Genomic DNA, 16774 nt, shown 5'->3' with positions numbered 1-16774 from the left:
ATGCGCGACCGGGTCTCTTTTTTATTCGACGTTCGCGATGGCGCGATGAATCCGGTCCGCTGATTCGTTGAACTGTTGCTGTTCCGCATCAGTCAAATCGATTTCGATGATTTGGCGAATCCCGGTCCGGTCGATTAAAGCCGGTACTCCGATGTGAAGGCCGGATACCCCATATTCCCCGTCAAGGTGCGCCCCGATCGTGACGACCGAATTCTCGTTGCGGACGATGGCCCGGACGATCCGGAGCAGCCCAAGCCCAATCGCGTAATAGGCTGCACTCTTATATTCGATGATTTGGTTGGCCGCGTCACGGACGCGTTGATAAATATCATCCAAATCCGCTTGGCTGTACTGATTGTTTTCCTCTAGGAGTTGCCCAATCGACTTCCCGTAAATCCGCGCGTTATTCCAAGCGACGAAGCCCCCGGCTCCGTGCTCGCCCATATAATAAACGTGACAGTTACGCGGTGACAAGTCGAAGTACTCCCCGACCTTATAGCGCAGTCGCGCCGTGTCGAGCACCGTACCTGAGCCGATGACGCGACGTTTCGGTAGCCCGGACGCCTTCCAGGCGACGTGGGCCATGACGTTCACGGGGTTCGTCGCGACGACGAGGATGCCGTCAAATCCGCTCGCCATCACTTGGTTCGTGACGTCTCGGACGACCGTCGCATTTTGTTCGGCGAGGTCCATCTGCGTCTGACCGAGCTTCTGCGCGGCTCCGGCCGTGATGACGACGATGTCCGCATCCCGACAGTCCGAATAATCCCCCGCCCAAATCCGGACCGGACTCGGGGCGAACGAGATGCCGTGGTTTAGGTCCATCGCTTCCCCTTCGGCTTTGGCGTGATTCGAGTCGATTAAGACGAGCTCCTCACATAGCGCCGCCGTAGACAGTTGATAGGCGAAACTGATACCGACCCAGCCGGCGCCGACGACGGCGATGCGGGTGATGTCTTTTGGATCAATCGTTTCCATATACATAACCTCCCTAAACACTTGCTCTCTTTTAGTATACCCGACTCACACGTGTTTCACGACAAAAATCCAAAAGATGAGGATGTCAGCTGATTCCTCGCTTCGCTAACTCTTCAACTATCTCTCAAAAATTCCTGTATCCCTAACATATCCATACACTTGAATGATCTCTCCGTTTTGGATGAATGGGATTCGCTCTTTCTTTAAGATGTCTATAAGTTCATCGGTCATATCATATACGTCTGGGTCAATGAGGACACCTTTATAGAGCAACACCTTTGTACGCAATCGAATCCATTCAATCGACCGTAAAGAAGATTCCACCCAAACATCATCCCAATCTAAATTTTCGAATTGAGACAATTCGCCGCTTGGAAACAACGTATCTTCATCTAAGTATTTGATTTGATACGGCGGTAAATACGGTAACGTCGTGCTCACTGTATGAACGAGGCGCTTCCATCTCGTCTCATTCATCACCGATGTCAATTGCCGCTCCTCGATTATTTGTAATTCTTTTTGTCGATCCACCCCGGTTCATCCCTTCTTACATAATAATCTCTAAGCGCTTGATTTCCCGCAACACGTCTTCTCGATTGTGTTTTTGCTTCATCCACTTGGGCAAACGACTCTCGATACTGCTGTTTTCCCCGTCACTCGTCCGAATATCCGCTTCCACGTACGCTCTCATATAAGCAAGATGGTCTCGGTTGTAAGCCCAAAGGACGTGACCACAGCAATTTGTCTGCAAATAAAGCGGTAACCGAAAGAAAAGATCGAACGCGCCCCCACCCATCCTGAATCCTATACCCGTGTATGTGCGCACAAGCCCGCAAACTAGACAACTGAGACGTAACGTCTCCTTCATCACAATGTCTGCACGTTGTTCACATTGCGGACACCGCACATGAATGTCGTGCATGAATGCCACTAACGTTTTGGTCTCTAACTGAAATCGCTTCATTGGACTCGCACCCCCTTGTTTGATTATACAAAAAACCAACGAAGTGCAGCTTCGTCGGTTTTCGTCATTCGTACCTCATATTTTACTGAGCATGATTAATTTCCGCTCTTATTGTTCTTCTGTAGAACCTTCAACCCTGTCCCCATGTCCGATGCCAAAACATAGTTACGGTCGACATAAACGCCCCAAATGTTCGCGTCAGCAGGCACGTATTTTCCGATCTGCACCGGCTTGCTCGGGTTTGAGATGTCTACTGCACGGACGCCGCCTGCATAGTGAGACAAGTACAACGTGTTTCCAAGTACTTTCGGATCGTGTACCGTCTTCCCAAACGTCACTTGCTCAGCCGGATTCTCCGAAATATCTTCTGTCAAATCGGTTTTGAATTCGCTCAATAGTTTCGGGTTTGTTTTATCTTTGATGTCAAAAATTCGTGTGTAACCATAAGACTGTTCATAGCCCGGCTTGACTGGAACATACACTTCTCTCGTTTCGATGAGGACCGTGCCGCCTTTTGCAAGTGCAGCCGAGTGGGCTGAACCTTGTTGGTTCGATGCGAAAGCCGTCCGCCCTTCGTATTTCACGTTTTCTGGATTTGAAATGTCCAAAATGATGGTCCCGAGATCCCAGAACGAAAGGTAAGCGGTTTTCCCGTTCTCGTCTGCATACGCGCTATGGTTGAACACCGGTCGTGTCTTTCCGTCCGGCGCTTTCCAATTGTAGCCGTCAAAGCTACCGTCAACTTCCGCTAAAGTACGTGGGTCGAACTCATACAATTTCTTTGGTTCAGCTGGGTTTGTGACATCCACGAGTTGGAAGTCTTTCTCTTTCCCATGAGAATAATAATCGGCGTAAGGGCTTGAGGCCAAGACCAATACCCGATCCCCTTGCGTCGTCAAGTAGAGCTCATGTGTCCCTCTCGTTTTCTTCGTGACTTCATAGAAACCTAACTTCTTCGGCTCATATGGATTCGTCACATCGTATAAGAGGAAGCCCCCTTTAGAGTTCGGATCTTTCGAATTTAATTGCTGTACCGATACGACGGCCAAGTCCCCTTTAAACGACTTCGTGTTGACCGTTTTGACGATGACTTTTTCTTGCCACGTACCCGGGATGTCTTGGTCGGCGAACACGGCCACTTCTTTCGGGTTCGACGGATCTTTTAAGTCGAACACGCGAACGCCACCGTTCCCACCCCCGGCAGTATGCGTCCCCGTGTAAGCGAATCCTTTATGCGCATAGACGTCGGCCGTGCTGTTTTTCACCCCTTCTCGAATCTCTTTTAACGGCACAGATGCCGTCTCGTGCAGAAATTTGACGTTCTTGCTTCCTTCGGTCACAGTGACCGAACTGATTTCATCCGCGTTCCGCTCTCCTTTCTCGATATTGATGTCGCCTAGCTCATCATGCGCATATGTAACCGGTAATGCCGACGAGACGGTCAATCCTGTGACGAGCGCTGCACTTAACAAAAACTTTCCTTTCAAAATAAACTCCCCCTTAGGTTTTTTTGATAGAAACTCTGTTAGAGGCAGAATGCAAAAAAAATCCTTCTGAACTCATAGACGAGACAGAAGGATTCCGAAAAATTCCGATTTCCTCTCATCTCTCAGCGTTAGCTGTTAGATTTAGCACCGTTTCCGTACTGGCGATTCAGTACGGATGGTTGCCGGGCTTCATAGGGCTAATTCCCTCCACCTGCTCTTAATAAGAGTATTCATATCAAATTACTTTGTATTATCACAATTATCACACAACTTGTCAATATAAATTCTAAAAAAAACCAAATATTCCTGTTCCATGCATGCAATATAGTCTTTTCCCAAAGAATAGCGACAAATAAAAAAGGATTGTGTGAAGACTTGAAAGAAATCAAGCCTCCACATAACCCTTATCTGATCTACTTATCCAATCGACCCTTCCATCTCGAACTTGATGAGACGGTTCATTTCGACAGCATATTCCATCGGCAATTCTTTCGTGAACGGCTCGATGAAGCCCATGACGATCATTTCCGTCGCTTCTTCTTCCGAGATCCCACGGCTCATAAGGTAGAAGAGTTGCTCTTCTGACACTTTTGAGACTTTCGCTTCGTGCTCGAGTGACACCTGGTCGTTCAAGATCTCGTTATACGGGATCGTGTCTGACGTCGACTGGTTGTCCATGATGAGCGTGTCACACTCGATGTTCGAGCGGGCACCTTTCGCCTTACGTCCGAAATGGACGATTCCGCGATACGAGACTTTTCCGCCTTGTTTCGAGATCGACTTCGAGACGATGGACGACGACGTATTCGGTGCGAGGTGAATCATCTTCGCGCCGGCGTCTTGGTGTTGGCCTTTACCACCGAGGGCGATCGAGAGCGTCATCCCACGTGAACCTTCACCTTTTAGAATGACGGCCGGGTATTTCATCGTCAATTTCGAACCGATGTTGCCATCAATCCATTCCATTGACGCGCCCGCTTCACAGATGGCACGCTTCGTGACCAAGTTGTAGACGTTGTTCGCCCAGTTTTGGATCGTCGTATAGCGGCAGTATGCGTCTTTGTTGACGAAGATCTCAACGACCGCCGAGTGGAGCGAGTTCGTCGTGTAGACAGGTGCCGTACATCCTTCGACGTAATGAACCGATGCGCCTTCGTCGACGATGATGAGCGTCCGCTCGAACTGCCCCATGTTTTCCGAGTTGATGCGGAAATACGCTTGGAGCGGTTGCTCGAGTTTCACGCCTTTTGGTACGTAGATGAACGAGCCACCAGACCAGACGGCCGAGTTGAGCGCGGCGAACTTGTTGTCCGTCGGCGGAATCAACTTGCCGAAGTACTCACGGAAAAGTGCTTCGTCTTCTTTGAGCGCCGTGTCTGTATCTTTAAAGATGACACCTTTCGCTTCAAAGTCTTCTTGCATGCTGTGGTAGACGACCTCTGACTCGTACTGAGCCGAGACACCTGCCAAATATTTTTGCTCTGCTTCTGGAATCCCGAGCTTATCAAACGTCGTCTTGATTTCTTCCGGTACCTCGTCCCACGAACGTTCCGTCTTCTCAGACGGTTTGACGTAGTACGTGATCTCATCGAAATCAAGTGCAGACAAGTCGCCGCCCCATGTCGGCATCGGCATCTTGCGGAACTGCTCGAGTGATTTCAAACGGAACTCGAGCATCCAAGCCGGTTCTTCTTTCATGTTCGAGATCGTCTCTACGATTTCATTCGTCAAGCCGCGGCCTGAACGGAAAATCGAGATGTCTCGGTCATGGAAGCCATATTTATAATCGCCAATGTCAGGCATGTTTTTTGCCATATCGGTCTCCTCCTTCTACTTACGCTTCCTCGTCGACTCCCTTTTCAAACGCTTTCCACGCGAGCGTGGCGCACTTGATGCGAGCCGGAAACTTTGAGACGCCAGACAACGCTTCAATGTCGCCTAGGTCGAACGTTTCTGTATCATAGTCTTTCCCTTGGACCATCTGTGAAAAGATGTCTGCCAATTGAAGTGCCTCGTCTACAGATTTCCCCTTCACGATTTGAGTCATCATCGACGCGGAGGCGAGACTGATCGAGCAGCCTTCCCCTTCGAACTTGGCGTCTTTCACGATTCCGTCTTCGACTTGAAGCTGGAGCCGGAGTGAATCCCCACATGTCGGGTTGTTCAAGTCCACCGTCACGCCATCTTCGATGACGCCACGGTTCCTTGGGTTTTTATAGTGATCCATGATGACCTGTCGGTACAACATGTCAAGATTGTTAAAACTCATAGTTGAAATACTCCTTCGTTTGACGAAGTCCTTCAATGAAACGGTCGACTTCTTCTTTCGTGTTGTACAAGTAGAAGCTCGCCCGGGCCGTCGAGGATTGCTTTAAAAGGCGCATGAGCGGCTGGGCACAGTGGTGACCGGCCCGGACCGCGATCCCTTGCATATCGAGGACGGTCGCGAGGTCGTGAGCGTGCACGTCACCTAGGTTGAACGTGACGAGCCCGACCCGTTCCTCCGGTCCGTAAATCTCGATACCTTCAATCGTCTTCATCTGCTCAATCGCGTACGATGCGAGCGCCCGCTCGTGTGCCTCGATGTTTTCGAGACCGAGGTCTTCTAAGAAGTCGATGGCAGCGGCGAGCCCGACGGCACCAGCGATAATCGGTGTACCCGCCTCGAAACGATACGGGATATCTTTCCACGTCGACTCATATAAATCGACGTAATCGATCATCTCGCCGCCGAACTCGACCGGCTCCATCTGTTTAAGGAGCGCTTTCTTCCCATATAAGACGCCAATCCCGGTCGGACCGAGCATCTTATGACCGGAGAAGGCGAGGAAGTCACAGTCGAGCGCTTGCACGTCGAGCCTCCGGTGTGGTGCGCTCTGCGCCGCATCGACGACCATGACTGCACCTTTATCGTGGGCAAGTTTCGCAATCTCTTGAATCGGGTTGATTGTCCCGAGCACATTCGAGACGTGACTCATGGCGACGATTTTCGTCCGGTCCGATAAAACGGCACGAACCGCGTCGAGCGTCACCCGACCGTCCGGCGTCAATTCGACGTAACGGAGCGTCGCCCCTTTCCGTTTCGCGAGCTGTTGCCACGGAATGAGGTTGGCGTGATGCTCCATCGGTGTGAGGACGATTTCGTCCCCTTCACCGACGTTCGCATCCCCGTAACTCGATGCGACGAGGTTAAGTGCCGTCGTCGTCCCGCGCGTGAAGATGATTTCTTCGGCGACTGCTGCATTAATGAAGGCGCGAACACGTTCGCGTGCGCCTTCATACGCATCCGTCGCTTGTGTCCCGAGCGTATGGACGCCACGGTGCACGTTTGAATGGTTACGCTTGTAATACTCCTCGATCGCCTCGATGACAGCCAGCGGTTTTTGCGAGCTTGCCGCACTGTCGAGATAGACGAGCGGGTGACCGTTGATTTCCTGATGTAAAATCGGGAATTGGTTACGAATCGAGGCATCAATCATGTTAGCGCACTTTCCCTTCGATGACTTCACGGAGACGATCTTTGACCGACTCGATCGCGAGTTGCTCGACGACCGGGTTCAAGAATCCGTGAATGATGAGACGTTCCGCTTCTTGACGTGACAAACCACGGCTCATCAAGTAGTAAAGTTGAATGTCGTCGACACGACCGACTGACGCGGCGTGACCGGCCATGACATCATCTTCATCGATGAGAAGGATCGGGTTCGCATCGCCGCGTGCCTTTTCAGAGAGCATCAAGACGCGCTCCGTTTGGACACCGTTCGACTTCGAGGCCCCGTGGTGAATCATCGACGTTCCGCTGAAGATGGCTGTCGCCGAATCTTTTTGGACGCCGTGAATCAAGATGAATCCTTCTGACGACTTACCGAAATGGTCCGTCCGGATGTTGAAGTTTTGTTTCTGTGCGCCACGACCGATCGTGACAGCTTTCGTATCCGAGAACGTGTTGTCGCCGACGAGGTGTGTCTTCGTCTCCACGACCGAGTTCCCATCGTTCATGTGACCGAGGGCCCACTCGAGACGAGCGTTCTCGTACACGACACCGCGACGGTTCATGAACGTGAGCGCTGACTCAGCGAGTTGATCGACGCCACCGAAGACGACTTTCGCATTCGCCGCAGCGAACACTTCCGTCACGGCGTTGACCGTGTGCGGCTCGTTCGTGTTCGAAAGGAAGCTCTCGATGAACGTCACTTCACTGCCTTCATCTGCCACGACGATCGTGTGGTGATAGAGGGCACCGTTCGCTTGTTCCATCGTGAAGATGGCTTGAAGCGGGTCTTTCACTTGTACGTTTTTCGGGACGTATAAGAATGCGCCGCCGTTCGTCAAGGCCGCGTTCAAAGCTGACAAGCGCTCTTCGTCGACACGGACGCCTTCGGTCATGAAATATTTCTCGACGAGGTCCGGATGTTGGTCCATCGCCTCTTTGATTCCCATGAACAAGACGCCTTCTGGCACTTGGAGTTCGTTATAGACGACATGACCGTTGCGTTCAACGAGCACGTTCGTACGATGGTCTCCTAACAGTGCCTCGATTTCAGGCGTGAGTCCGTCGAGTTTCGTTAGCTCCACGTCGCCGCTTGTGAAATCCCATTTCTCAATCTTAATCTTTTCAACTTTCGGCAAAGCGAGAGTCGGCGCGAGTTCTGCTGCTTCTTTACGACGGTTGACCATCCAAGCAGGTCCTCCGAGCGCCTCTGCACGTGCCGACAATGCTTGCGCATCCAATTCAAATTGTACGGTCATCGTACAGCCTCCTTACGCTTCTGTGTCTACTGTCATTCCAAGATCTTGTTTAACCCAGTCGTAACCTTCTGCCTCGAGTCGCTGTGCGAGCTCTTTGCCGCCAGACATAACGATTTTCCCATCCATCATGATGTGGACGAAGTCTGGCTCGATGTAGTTGAGGAGACGCTGATAGTGCGTGATGATTAAGCAGCCGAACTCTTCTGAACGCATCTCGTTGACGCCCGTTGCGACGACTTTGAGTGCATCGATATCAAGACCTGAGTCAATCTCGTCAAGAATCGCGATGTTCGGTTTGATCATCATCATTTGAAGAATCTCGTTACGTTTCTTTTCTCCACCTGAGAAACCTTCGTTCAAATAGCGGTGTGCCATTTCTGAAGGGATTTCTAGAACGTCCATCTTCGCGTCGAGTTCACGGATGAACTTCATGAGCGAGATTTCTTGGCCTTCTTCACGACGCGAGTTGATCGCTGAACGCAAGAAGTCTGCATTTGTGACACCGCTGATTTCAGCAGGGTACTGCATGGCGAGGAACATACCCGCCTGTGCACGCTCGTCGACTTCCATCTCGAGCACGTCTTCGCCGTTCAAATCGACGCTTCCGCCTGTTACTTCATACAATGGGTGGCCCATAAGTGCAGATGCGAGTGTTGATTTACCCGTTCCGTTTGGACCCATGATGGCGTGAATCTCGCCACCTTTAATTTCAAGATTAAGACCTTTGACAATCTCTTTTCCTTCGATTGAGACGCGGAGGTCATCAATTTTCATGTGTGGTACGTTAGACATTCGGATACCCCTTCCGTTTTTCTCGCCATTTGTGGCGTAGATTAGATATATTCTAATCTTAATCTAGGCAATTTTTTATTTCAAGCGACTCACCTTATTCTTCATTCTCAATAAAAACATAAATATTGAGAATGGGAATATAGAGAAATCAAGATATTATCCAACTTTTTCCTCGATGAGCGCCAATGTTGCTTTCCGCTCCGTGAACGCCCCCATAAAGAAGAACGCCCCGCACGCCGTGACAACGGCCAAACTCCCAAATACAGGCAAGGCCGCATTGTTAAATCCGTCGAGCAACAGTCCGCCGATAATCGGCCCGACCGATTGCCCGAGCGCCGTCAGTCCCATCGCCCCAAAATACGTCCCCCGTAAATGTTCCGGCGCCAGTTCGTCGGTCAAGACGTCCGTCATCGTGAACATGAGCACTTCCCCGACCGTGAAGATGACCATGGCGACGAAGAGCACCCACACTTCCGAAGCGAAGCCGATGAGAAGGAGACCGATCGACAGCGTGGCCACCCCAAAGAAGAGCGATTTGATTGGCGACACGCGAATGCCGAACCGCATAATCGGATACTGCACGATGAGCACCGTGATCGCATTCACCGTCAACAAGTACGCGAACAGCCGCGAGCCGTCGCTGAATCCGTCATGGAACGCGATGAACTGCGGTAGCGTCGAGTTGAATTGACTGTAACCGATGATGGCGAAAATCATCCCGATGATGACGTAACGAAACGTCTTGTCCGCCCGTAACACCCGGAACGTCTCCGTCAGCCTTGGTCGTGCTTTCGACGCGTCACTCTCTTCAAACGGATACTTCCGGAACAGCGACGTGATGATGAGGCCATAGAGGACGTACACAGCGGTCACGACGAAGAACGCGCTCTTCGCCCCGGTGAGCGACAAGACGACCGCAAGCAGCGGACCGATCGCCGCGGCGATGTTGATTAAAAAATAGCGGACGTTATAGACGATGACACGTTGCTCGGGCTTCGTCGTATCGCTGATGAGCGCGCGAGACGCCGGCTCTAAAAAGGAACGGGACACGCCCATGAGCACGGAAAATATGTAAAACCAAACGAGTTCCGTCGCGAGCGCGAAACCGGTGAACGTGAGCGCATTCAAGCCGATGCCGATCAGCATGAGCTGCTTCCGTCCGTGACGGTCCGAGAGCGTCCCCCCGAAGAAGCTCATGAACAATCCCGAAATGGCCGAGACGGCGAACACCGTTCCGATGACGCTCGCCGAGAAACCGAGCGTCGCGAGATAAATCGCAAAAAATGGCATAACGAAAAACGTCGACAGCCGGGCAAAGAACGTACCGAACAAGACGCCTAGCGTCAGCGGATGAATCTGTCTCATGTTCATCCGACCCCCCCCTTTTCCTACATATAAATAGTGTACTTCTCTTTGTGAAAGAACACCACGCCAAACAAAAAAGGCCCAGGATATCCCGAGCCTCGTGTCATTATTGGTTGACCGGTACGACGGCACCTTTGTATTCCTCTAAGATCCACTGTTGTGTCTCTTCTGATGTGAGGACTTCAAGGAGTGCTTTGACGCGCTCGTCATTCTCGTCGCCTTCACGTGTGACGATCAAGTTGACGTACGGTGAGTCTTCGCCTTCGAGTGCGATGGCGTCTTCGAGCGGGTTGAGACCGGCGTCGATTGCGTAGTTCGTGTTGATGAGAACGGCGTCGCCTTCCCCGTTGTTGTACGCTTGCGGAAGAAGAGCCGCTTCAACGTTCGTCTTGAACGTCAAGTTTTTCGGGTTGTCGACGATATCAGCGACTGTCGCGTCGACCGTCTTGCCTTCAGCGAGCGTGAGCAAGCCTTCTGATTGGAGCATCGTGAGGATACGGCCATGGTCTGCAACCGATGAGCTCATGATGATTTCCGCGCCATCTGGAAGCTCATCGAGTGAGGCGTAGTCTTGTGAGTAGACACCGATCGGCTCGATGTGGACGCCACCGGCTGATGCGAATTTATAGTCTTTGTTTTCAGCCATTTGTGACTCGAGGTATGGCTCGTGTTGGAAGTAGTTCGCGTCAAGCTCTCCGTCCGCAAGTGTACGGTTCGGGAGGACGTAGTCTTGGAACTTCGTGATTTCAAGCTTGTAGCCTTTTGCTTCATATTCATCTTTGACGTGCTCCAAAATCTCTGCGTGTGGCACGTTCGATGCGCCGATGACGAGCGTCTTGTCGTCACCTGCGCCTGATTCTGAATCCCCGCCGCAAGCCGCGAGAATGGTGAGTGCTGATGCTGCCGTTAAACCGAGTACTGTTTTCCATGATTTCATGTGTGAACCCTCCAAATGTTTTTTATTTGATTAAGCAGAGCGCTTATCGATTCTTGTGACAAGTCGGTCTCCGATGAATTGAATCACGAAGACGATGACTAAGATGAGGACGGTCGCGACGAACGTCACGTCGTTCCGCGAACGCTGGAACCCGTCAAGGAACGCCAAGTTACCGAGACCACCGCCACCGACGACGCCCGCCATCGCCGTATAACCGACGATCGCGACGAGTGTGACCGTGATTCCCGACACGATGGCCGGGAGCGCCTCTGGGAACAAGACTTTATAGATGATTTGCCATTTCGTTGCTCCCATCGACTCGGCCGCCTCGATGACACCGCGGTCAATCTCACGAAGTGCGAGCTCGACCATCCGTGCATAGAACGGGGCCGCCCCGATGATGAGCGCCGGAAGTGCCGCCGTCGAACCGAGGATCGTGCCGACGACGACCTTCGTGAACGGGATGAGCAAGATAATCAAAATAATGAACGGGATTGAACGGAACACGTTGACGAACGCACTGACGACGGTGTAAATCGTCCGATTCTTCATCATGAGCGGTTCGTTCGTCACATAAAGAATGATCCCGAGTGCGAGACCGAAGGCGAACGTTGCGCCACCGGCGACGAGCGTCATATAAATCGTCTGCCACGTCTCCTCGAGCATGATCTCCCAGTCTACGTTAGGAAACATCGCTTTCCACCTCCACTTCCACTGCCTGCGATCGGATTGAGGCGATGGCCCGCTCGACTTCAGCCGGCTCTCCGATCAGTTGAATGAATAGCGTCCCGAGCGCGCCGACTTGCGACTGCGTCACGTTCCCGCCGATGATGTTGAAGCCGATTTCGTGTGTCTTCAAAATATTCGAGAGAATCGGTTGTTCGGCCGTCTCGTTCAAGAACTTGAGCTTGACGATTTGACCGCTCGGATAGCGCGCCTTCAAGTGTTCGAACGTGAGCGACATGTCGTCGACCGCGCCGATCTGCTTGACGAACTCTTTCGTGATCGGTTGTTCCGGATGTTGGAACACGTCCGCGACTTGCCCAATCTCGACGACTCGGCCTGCTTCCATGACCGCGACGCGATGGCAAATCTTTTGGATGACGTGCATCTCGTGCGTGATGAGGACGATCGTCAAGCCGAGCTTTTTATTGATGTCGACGAGCAACTCGAGAATCGAGTCGGTCGTCTTCGGGTCGAGCGCGCTCGTCGCTTCATCGCAGAGGAGCACTTCTGGATTCGTAGCGAGCGCACGGGCAATCCCGACTCGCTGCTTTTGACCACCCGATAACTGTGACGGGTAGCTGTCCTCACGTCCGGTAAGCCCGACGAGTTCGACAAGTTCTTGGACGCGGCGCTTGCGCTCGCTCGCCGGTACGCCGATGAGTTCGAGCGGGAAGCTGATGTTTTCAGCAACCGTGCGTGACCAGAGTAGATTGAAGTGTTGGAACACCATCGAGACGTTTTTGCGGACCCCGCGTAACTCTTTCGGGCTCAGCTTCGTCAGTTCGCTCCCCGCCACCTCGATCGTGCCGCTCGACGGTGACTCGAGCCGGTTGAGGAGTCGAATGAGTGTCGACTTCCCTGCCCCTGAGTATCCGATTATTCCAAAAATTTCGCCGCTTTCGATTGTAAGCGACACATCATCGACCGCCTGGACTCGACCGTTTTTCGTGTCGAACCATTTGGCCACATTGCGTAGTTGAATCAATCCCTTTCCCTCCTGACAACAAAAAAAGTACGCACGTTTGAGCAAACGTGCGTACTTTATCGGTACGGACAACGATTGCTCTCATCTTCCAAGGTATACACCTTGCTGGAATTAGCACCATTTCGGATTGCTCCGCGGTTGCTGGGCGTCATAGGGCCAGTCCCTCAGCCTCTCTTGATAAGAGTGTTGTATATTCGATTAGCCTTATCATAGCGACATATTATTTTCATGTCAAACTATTTTATGCGAAAAAATAAAAAAAGGTGCCGTCCGAAGACGACACAGAACGTAGCACCTTGAGTCACAGGAAGGACAACCCATAGATGAACCCCTTTTGCCCGATCAGAGCATTCATCCTTAATATGGGGGATGTTACTCGTCAATCACCCAATCCTGACATGTACCGAACGGCTACGCGGTCTGTATTCCTTCGCTTGATTTTTTTGGGGGACAATCGAAGGGAAGGTCCACTTCAAAATCGCGTAAGCGGGTGGTTCGGCGATGCCTGAACGTCTTGATTGCGAGTAAATCGCGTCCTATTTTTGTGTTCAAGTAAGATGTTGTAATGAATATACCATTCGTGAACTTTCTGTGTCAACTGATTATTTAAAATTTTCAGATTATTCTAATGTTCCTCCGTCACTTGACGAAGGAAAGCACGTGTTGCACGTTTTGGAACGCATAGATTCGATCGGTCACTTGGCCATTTTCAAGCTTCAGGAGCGCCGGGACGCTCATCACTTGATACGCTTCCAGCTCGTTTGGGATGAAGTTCGCATCGCGTTTTTCAATCTTTAAATTAGGATCGACCGCCTCGACGACCGTGAGCATCCGCTCGGCCACGGCGCATGTACCACACATTGGGGCGTATATATATAACAATCCGTCTGTCACCATATTTCTCACCTCTCTCCTGATTATAAGAAGCTTCGCCCCGACATTCAAAAGTTGTGCTCGATTTGAAAAAATTCTGAATACTTCCATTTTTCTGGTTGACGTGCGTCTGAAAGAGGCATAGTATGGTCAATAACTTTAATGCTTTTGTACATAACAGTAAAAGAGAAGGATAGGTGAAGAAAACATGACGGAAGAACGACTTACCGGAAAACAGTTCTTGATGAACGTATTGAACGGACTCAGCCTTGCCATTTTGATTGCCCTCATTCCGAGCGCATTGCTCGGTGAATTGACGAAAGCCATCTTGCCGTATTTTCCGTCGCTCCAGTTCATCTTAGACGCGACGACGATCGCGATGCGCCTCCTCCCGGTCATTATCGGGGTCGCCGTCGCCATGCAGTTCGGCCGCACGGCGCTCGAGGCCGGGACGATCGGCATCGCGACACACGTCGGGAGCGGTGCCATCCGCATTGAGGAAGGTACCTTCCTCATGGCCGGCATCGGTGACGTCATCACGGCCGGTGTGACGGCGGCCCTCGCGACGTATCTCGTCATGCAACTGTCACCACGCTTAAAGACGTACACGGTACTCGTTTTGCCGATGACGGTCATCGTCGTCGCCGGAGGCATCGGCGCGTTCCTGCTCACGTATATCTCACAGATCACGACGTACGTCGGGACGATCATCATGACGATGACGGAACTACAACCGGTCGTCATGGGCATCTTGATCGCGATGGCGTTCTCGCTCATCATCGTCTCGCCGATTTCGACGGTCGGGATCGCCACGGCGATCAGCCTATCGGGCGTCGCGGCCGGGGCGGCCAATCTCGGTGTCGTCGCCGCCGGTTTCGGGCTCGCGATCGCCGGATGGCAGATGAACGCGACCGGCACGTCAATCGCCCACTTCCTCGGTTCACCGAAGATTCAGATGGCGAACTTCATCCGTCGTCCGATCATGATGCTCCCCGTGCTCGCGAACGCGGCCATTCTCGGTGCGCTCGCCGGTATCCTTCGAATCGAAGGCACGCCGATCAGTGCCGGATTCGGTGTCTCGGGGCTCATCGGACCGATCAATGCGCTTCATTTGATGCCGGGCGGTTTCGCGCTCTTCAACGTCATGCTCGTCATCGTCTTGTTCGGTCTCATCCCGATCGCGCTCGGAATTTTCTTCTTCAAGCTGTTCAACCGGACGCCGCTCATCCGTCCGGAACATTATCGTCTCGACTTCGAATGAAAAAAGGGCCGGCTTCTCAAAAGAGAAACCGGCCTTTCTATTACCCTTGAATCATCGCTTCGTATTCTTCGCTCGACATGAGTTTTTCCACGTCAGACGAGTCGTTCAATTCCACTTCAATCATCCAAGCGCCTTCAAACGGTGCTTCGTTCACGAGTTCTGGTGAATCCGCGAGCGACTCGTTCACCGCTGTGATTTTACCAGAGACCGGTGCGTAGAGTTCCGATACCGTCTTGACCGATTCGACCGAACCGAACGGCTCATCGATTAGAATCGTGCCCCCGACTTCAGGAAGTTCGACAAAGACGATGTCCCCGAGTTCGCTCTGTGCGAAGTCCGTGATCCCGATGCGGGCCACACTTCCGTTCACTTCAACCCATTCGTGTTCTTTTGAATAACGTAAATTGGCAGGTACTTTGCTCATCCTAACTTCCCCCTCAAATAAATTAGACTCACACGTGTATTATAGCACTTAGCCCCAAACGTCTGTAAACGACTTTTCCGAAAATCCAACTGTCGATTTTTCCCCATTCGTTACAATCGGACGCTTCAAAAGCATACCATTGCTTGCAAGGAGCTCGAGTTGTTCGTCTTCTGATAAGTTCGGTAACTGATCTTTAATGCCTTCGTTGCGATACACTTGTCCGCTCGTATTGAAAAACTTTTTGAGCGGGAGCCCTGACTGTTTCCACAGCTCGGCCAACTCGTCTTTCGACGGCGTCGCCTCGACGATATGGACGTATGTATAGGCCACGTCGTTCTCTTTCAACCACTTTTCTGCTTTTTTACATGTGCTGCACGGTGGATAACCGTATAGTGTCACCATGATTCATCACCTCTTCTGTTAATGTAGCATACTCGTCTCAAACACTTCACGCCCGAAGCAAGCGCTCAATCTCCTGCTTCAACGTCGCGTTGACCGGATGACGTTCTGCAATGTATGCCAAAATCGCTTCCGCCGCTTCGACGGACCGTCCATATCCGAGGACCGCTTGCTCGAGAAACACGATCATCTCCGGATGTTGCACTTCCACGCGCCGGGTCGGATTGAACGGGTCACTCGCCTCCCCGTTTGCCTTCAACACGTTCGTGACGGCCGCGACTTGAATGAGCTCGAATCCTGCGAGCCGTTCCCCTCGCCGCTCGCGAAGCAGGCCGACATACAGGTTCGTCAGCGCCTCTTCATAGCAATGTGAGACATCCGTCGCCGGTGTGACGATTTTCGGCGTCGCGAACGCCTCGAGCGCCTCATCCCGTTGCCAAACGATGCGTCCCGGGGTGTAGGCGATGGACGGCATCTCAGGCAAGTCGAATACAGCGAACTCGGCGTAAATCCCGTCCGCATACATGACTTTGTGCCCGTCTTTCGTGTTTTGGAACTGATAGGCCAACGGTGCGACTTCTAACCAATCCAAATTGTCGATGAAACGACCCTTCTGTCCGTCCTCGACGATCAAAAAGAAATCAAGGTCCGAGTACTCATCGAGCCGGTCAGTCTCAAGGCCGATCGAGCCGAGCGCGAGCAGCATGAGCGTCCCGTCATATTCGGCGACCGCGCGCCCGATTTCTTCCATCCGTTCCAACAAGTCATTTCGTCTCATGAACATCCCTCCTGACCTCATTGTACGGTTTAGCTCGGCCAAAAAGAAAGAGTCGA

At 52.0% G+C, this 16774-nt stretch carries 17 protein-coding genes and 2 riboswitches; of the genes, 1 reads left to right on the top strand and 16 read right to left on the bottom strand.

Features of this window, described 5'->3' with window-relative positions; translation table 11 throughout:
• Window positions 1-21: 21 nt before the first annotated feature.
• The 13 genes from DI14_RS07340 to DI14_RS07275 all read right to left on the bottom strand — a co-directional run bounded on the left by DI14_RS07340 (window position 22) and on the right by DI14_RS07275 (window position 13880).
• Window positions 22-984: an L-lactate dehydrogenase gene (locus DI14_RS07340; RefSeq protein WP_152545882.1), complete on the bottom strand. Its 963-nt coding sequence runs from the start codon at window positions 982-984 to the stop codon at window positions 22-24.
• 111 nt (window positions 985-1095) lie between these two features.
• Window positions 1096-1509 (bottom strand): DUF6678 family protein, encoded by a 414-nt coding sequence (locus DI14_RS07335; protein ID WP_034807074.1) that lies wholly within the window; start codon window positions 1507-1509, stop codon window positions 1096-1098.
• 528 nt (window positions 1510-2037) lie between these two features.
• Entirely contained in the window at window positions 2038-3429 is a 1392-nt protein-coding gene (locus tag DI14_RS07325; RefSeq protein WP_034807072.1) for an LVIVD repeat-containing protein, read from the bottom strand.
• Between the two features lie 112 nt (window positions 3430-3541).
• Window positions 3542-3656, bottom strand: a riboswitch (SAM riboswitch).
• Window positions 3657-3846: 190 nt separating this feature from the next.
• Window positions 3847-5244: a Fe-S cluster assembly protein SufB gene (gene sufB, locus DI14_RS07320; RefSeq protein ID WP_034807070.1), complete on the bottom strand. Its 1398-nt coding sequence runs from the start codon at window positions 5242-5244 to the stop codon at window positions 3847-3849.
• A 19-nt stretch (window positions 5245-5263) separates the two neighbouring features.
• The gene (sufU, locus tag DI14_RS07315; protein WP_034807069.1) at window positions 5264-5698 is read right to left on the bottom strand and encodes a Fe-S cluster assembly sulfur transfer protein SufU; all 435 of its coding nucleotides are present in this window, start codon (window positions 5696-5698) and stop codon (window positions 5264-5266) included.
• The gene (locus DI14_RS07310; RefSeq protein WP_034807067.1) at window positions 5688-6908 is read right to left on the bottom strand and encodes a cysteine desulfurase; all 1221 of its coding nucleotides are present in this window, start codon (window positions 6906-6908) and stop codon (window positions 5688-5690) included. Before DI14_RS07310 ends, sufU begins: the two co-directional genes overlap by 11 nt.
• 1 nt (window position 6909) lies before the next feature.
• Window positions 6910-8178 (bottom strand): Fe-S cluster assembly protein SufD, encoded by a 1269-nt coding sequence (sufD, locus tag DI14_RS07305; protein ID WP_034807065.1) that lies wholly within the window; start codon window positions 8176-8178, stop codon window positions 6910-6912.
• 12 nt (window positions 8179-8190) lie between these two features.
• Window positions 8191-8952 (bottom strand): Fe-S cluster assembly ATPase SufC, encoded by a 762-nt coding sequence (gene sufC / locus DI14_RS07300; protein WP_152545883.1) that lies wholly within the window; start codon window positions 8950-8952, stop codon window positions 8191-8193.
• A gap of 174 nt (window positions 8953-9126) precedes the next feature.
• Entirely contained in the window at window positions 9127-10341 is a 1215-nt protein-coding gene (locus tag DI14_RS07295) for an MFS transporter (protein WP_034807063.1), read from the bottom strand.
• Between the two features lie 100 nt (window positions 10342-10441).
• Window positions 10442-11272, bottom strand: a complete 831-nt coding sequence (locus tag DI14_RS07290; RefSeq protein WP_034807061.1) for a MetQ/NlpA family ABC transporter substrate-binding protein — start codon at window positions 11270-11272, stop codon at window positions 10442-10444.
• Between the two features lie 30 nt (window positions 11273-11302).
• Entirely contained in the window at window positions 11303-11965 is a 663-nt protein-coding gene (locus DI14_RS07285; protein ID WP_034807059.1) for a methionine ABC transporter permease, read from the bottom strand.
• Window positions 11955-12983 carry a methionine ABC transporter ATP-binding protein gene (locus tag DI14_RS07280; protein ID WP_034807057.1) on the bottom strand — a complete coding sequence of 343 codons (1029 nt, stop codon included), beginning with the start codon at window positions 12981-12983 and terminating at the stop codon, window positions 11955-11957. The genes DI14_RS07285 and DI14_RS07280 overlap by 11 nt, the downstream gene beginning before the upstream one ends.
• A gap of 78 nt (window positions 12984-13061) precedes the next feature.
• Window positions 13062-13167: riboswitch (SAM riboswitch) on the bottom strand.
• Between the two features lie 455 nt (window positions 13168-13622).
• Window positions 13623-13880, bottom strand: a complete 258-nt coding sequence (locus DI14_RS07275) for a thioredoxin family protein (RefSeq protein WP_034807055.1) — start codon at window positions 13878-13880, stop codon at window positions 13623-13625.
• Between the two features lie 184 nt (window positions 13881-14064).
• Between DI14_RS07275 and DI14_RS07270 the strand changes: the two genes are divergently transcribed.
• The gene (locus DI14_RS07270) at window positions 14065-15117 is read left to right on the top strand and encodes a PTS transporter subunit IIC (protein ID WP_034807052.1); all 1053 of its coding nucleotides are present in this window, start codon (window positions 14065-14067) and stop codon (window positions 15115-15117) included.
• A 40-nt stretch (window positions 15118-15157) separates the two neighbouring features.
• Here the strand turns inward: DI14_RS07270 and gcvH are convergent, their stop codons facing one another.
• Genes gcvH through DI14_RS07255 form a run of 3 tightly spaced genes read right to left on the bottom strand, consistent with a single transcriptional unit; the run spans window position 15158 to window position 16718 of the window.
• Entirely contained in the window at window positions 15158-15541 is a 384-nt protein-coding gene (gene gcvH, locus DI14_RS07265; RefSeq protein WP_034807051.1) for a glycine cleavage system protein GcvH, read from the bottom strand.
• Window positions 15542-15589: 48 nt separating this feature from the next.
• Window positions 15590-15943 (bottom strand): arsenate reductase family protein, encoded by a 354-nt coding sequence (locus tag DI14_RS07260; RefSeq protein WP_034807050.1) that lies wholly within the window; start codon window positions 15941-15943, stop codon window positions 15590-15592.
• A gap of 46 nt (window positions 15944-15989) precedes the next feature.
• Window positions 15990-16718, bottom strand: coding sequence for a hypothetical protein (locus tag DI14_RS07255; protein ID WP_235193420.1), 729 nt, complete (start codon window positions 16716-16718; stop codon window positions 15990-15992).
• Between the last annotated feature and the right edge of the window lie 56 nt (window positions 16719-16774).

This window comes from Exiguobacterium sp. AB2, assembly GCF_000696055.1.
Taxonomy (GTDB): domain Bacteria; phylum Bacillota; class Bacilli; order Exiguobacteriales; family Exiguobacteriaceae; genus Exiguobacterium; species Exiguobacterium alkaliphilum.
Note: the sequence above shows the minus strand (reverse complement) of the source record. Positions and strands in the feature narration are given on the sequence as shown.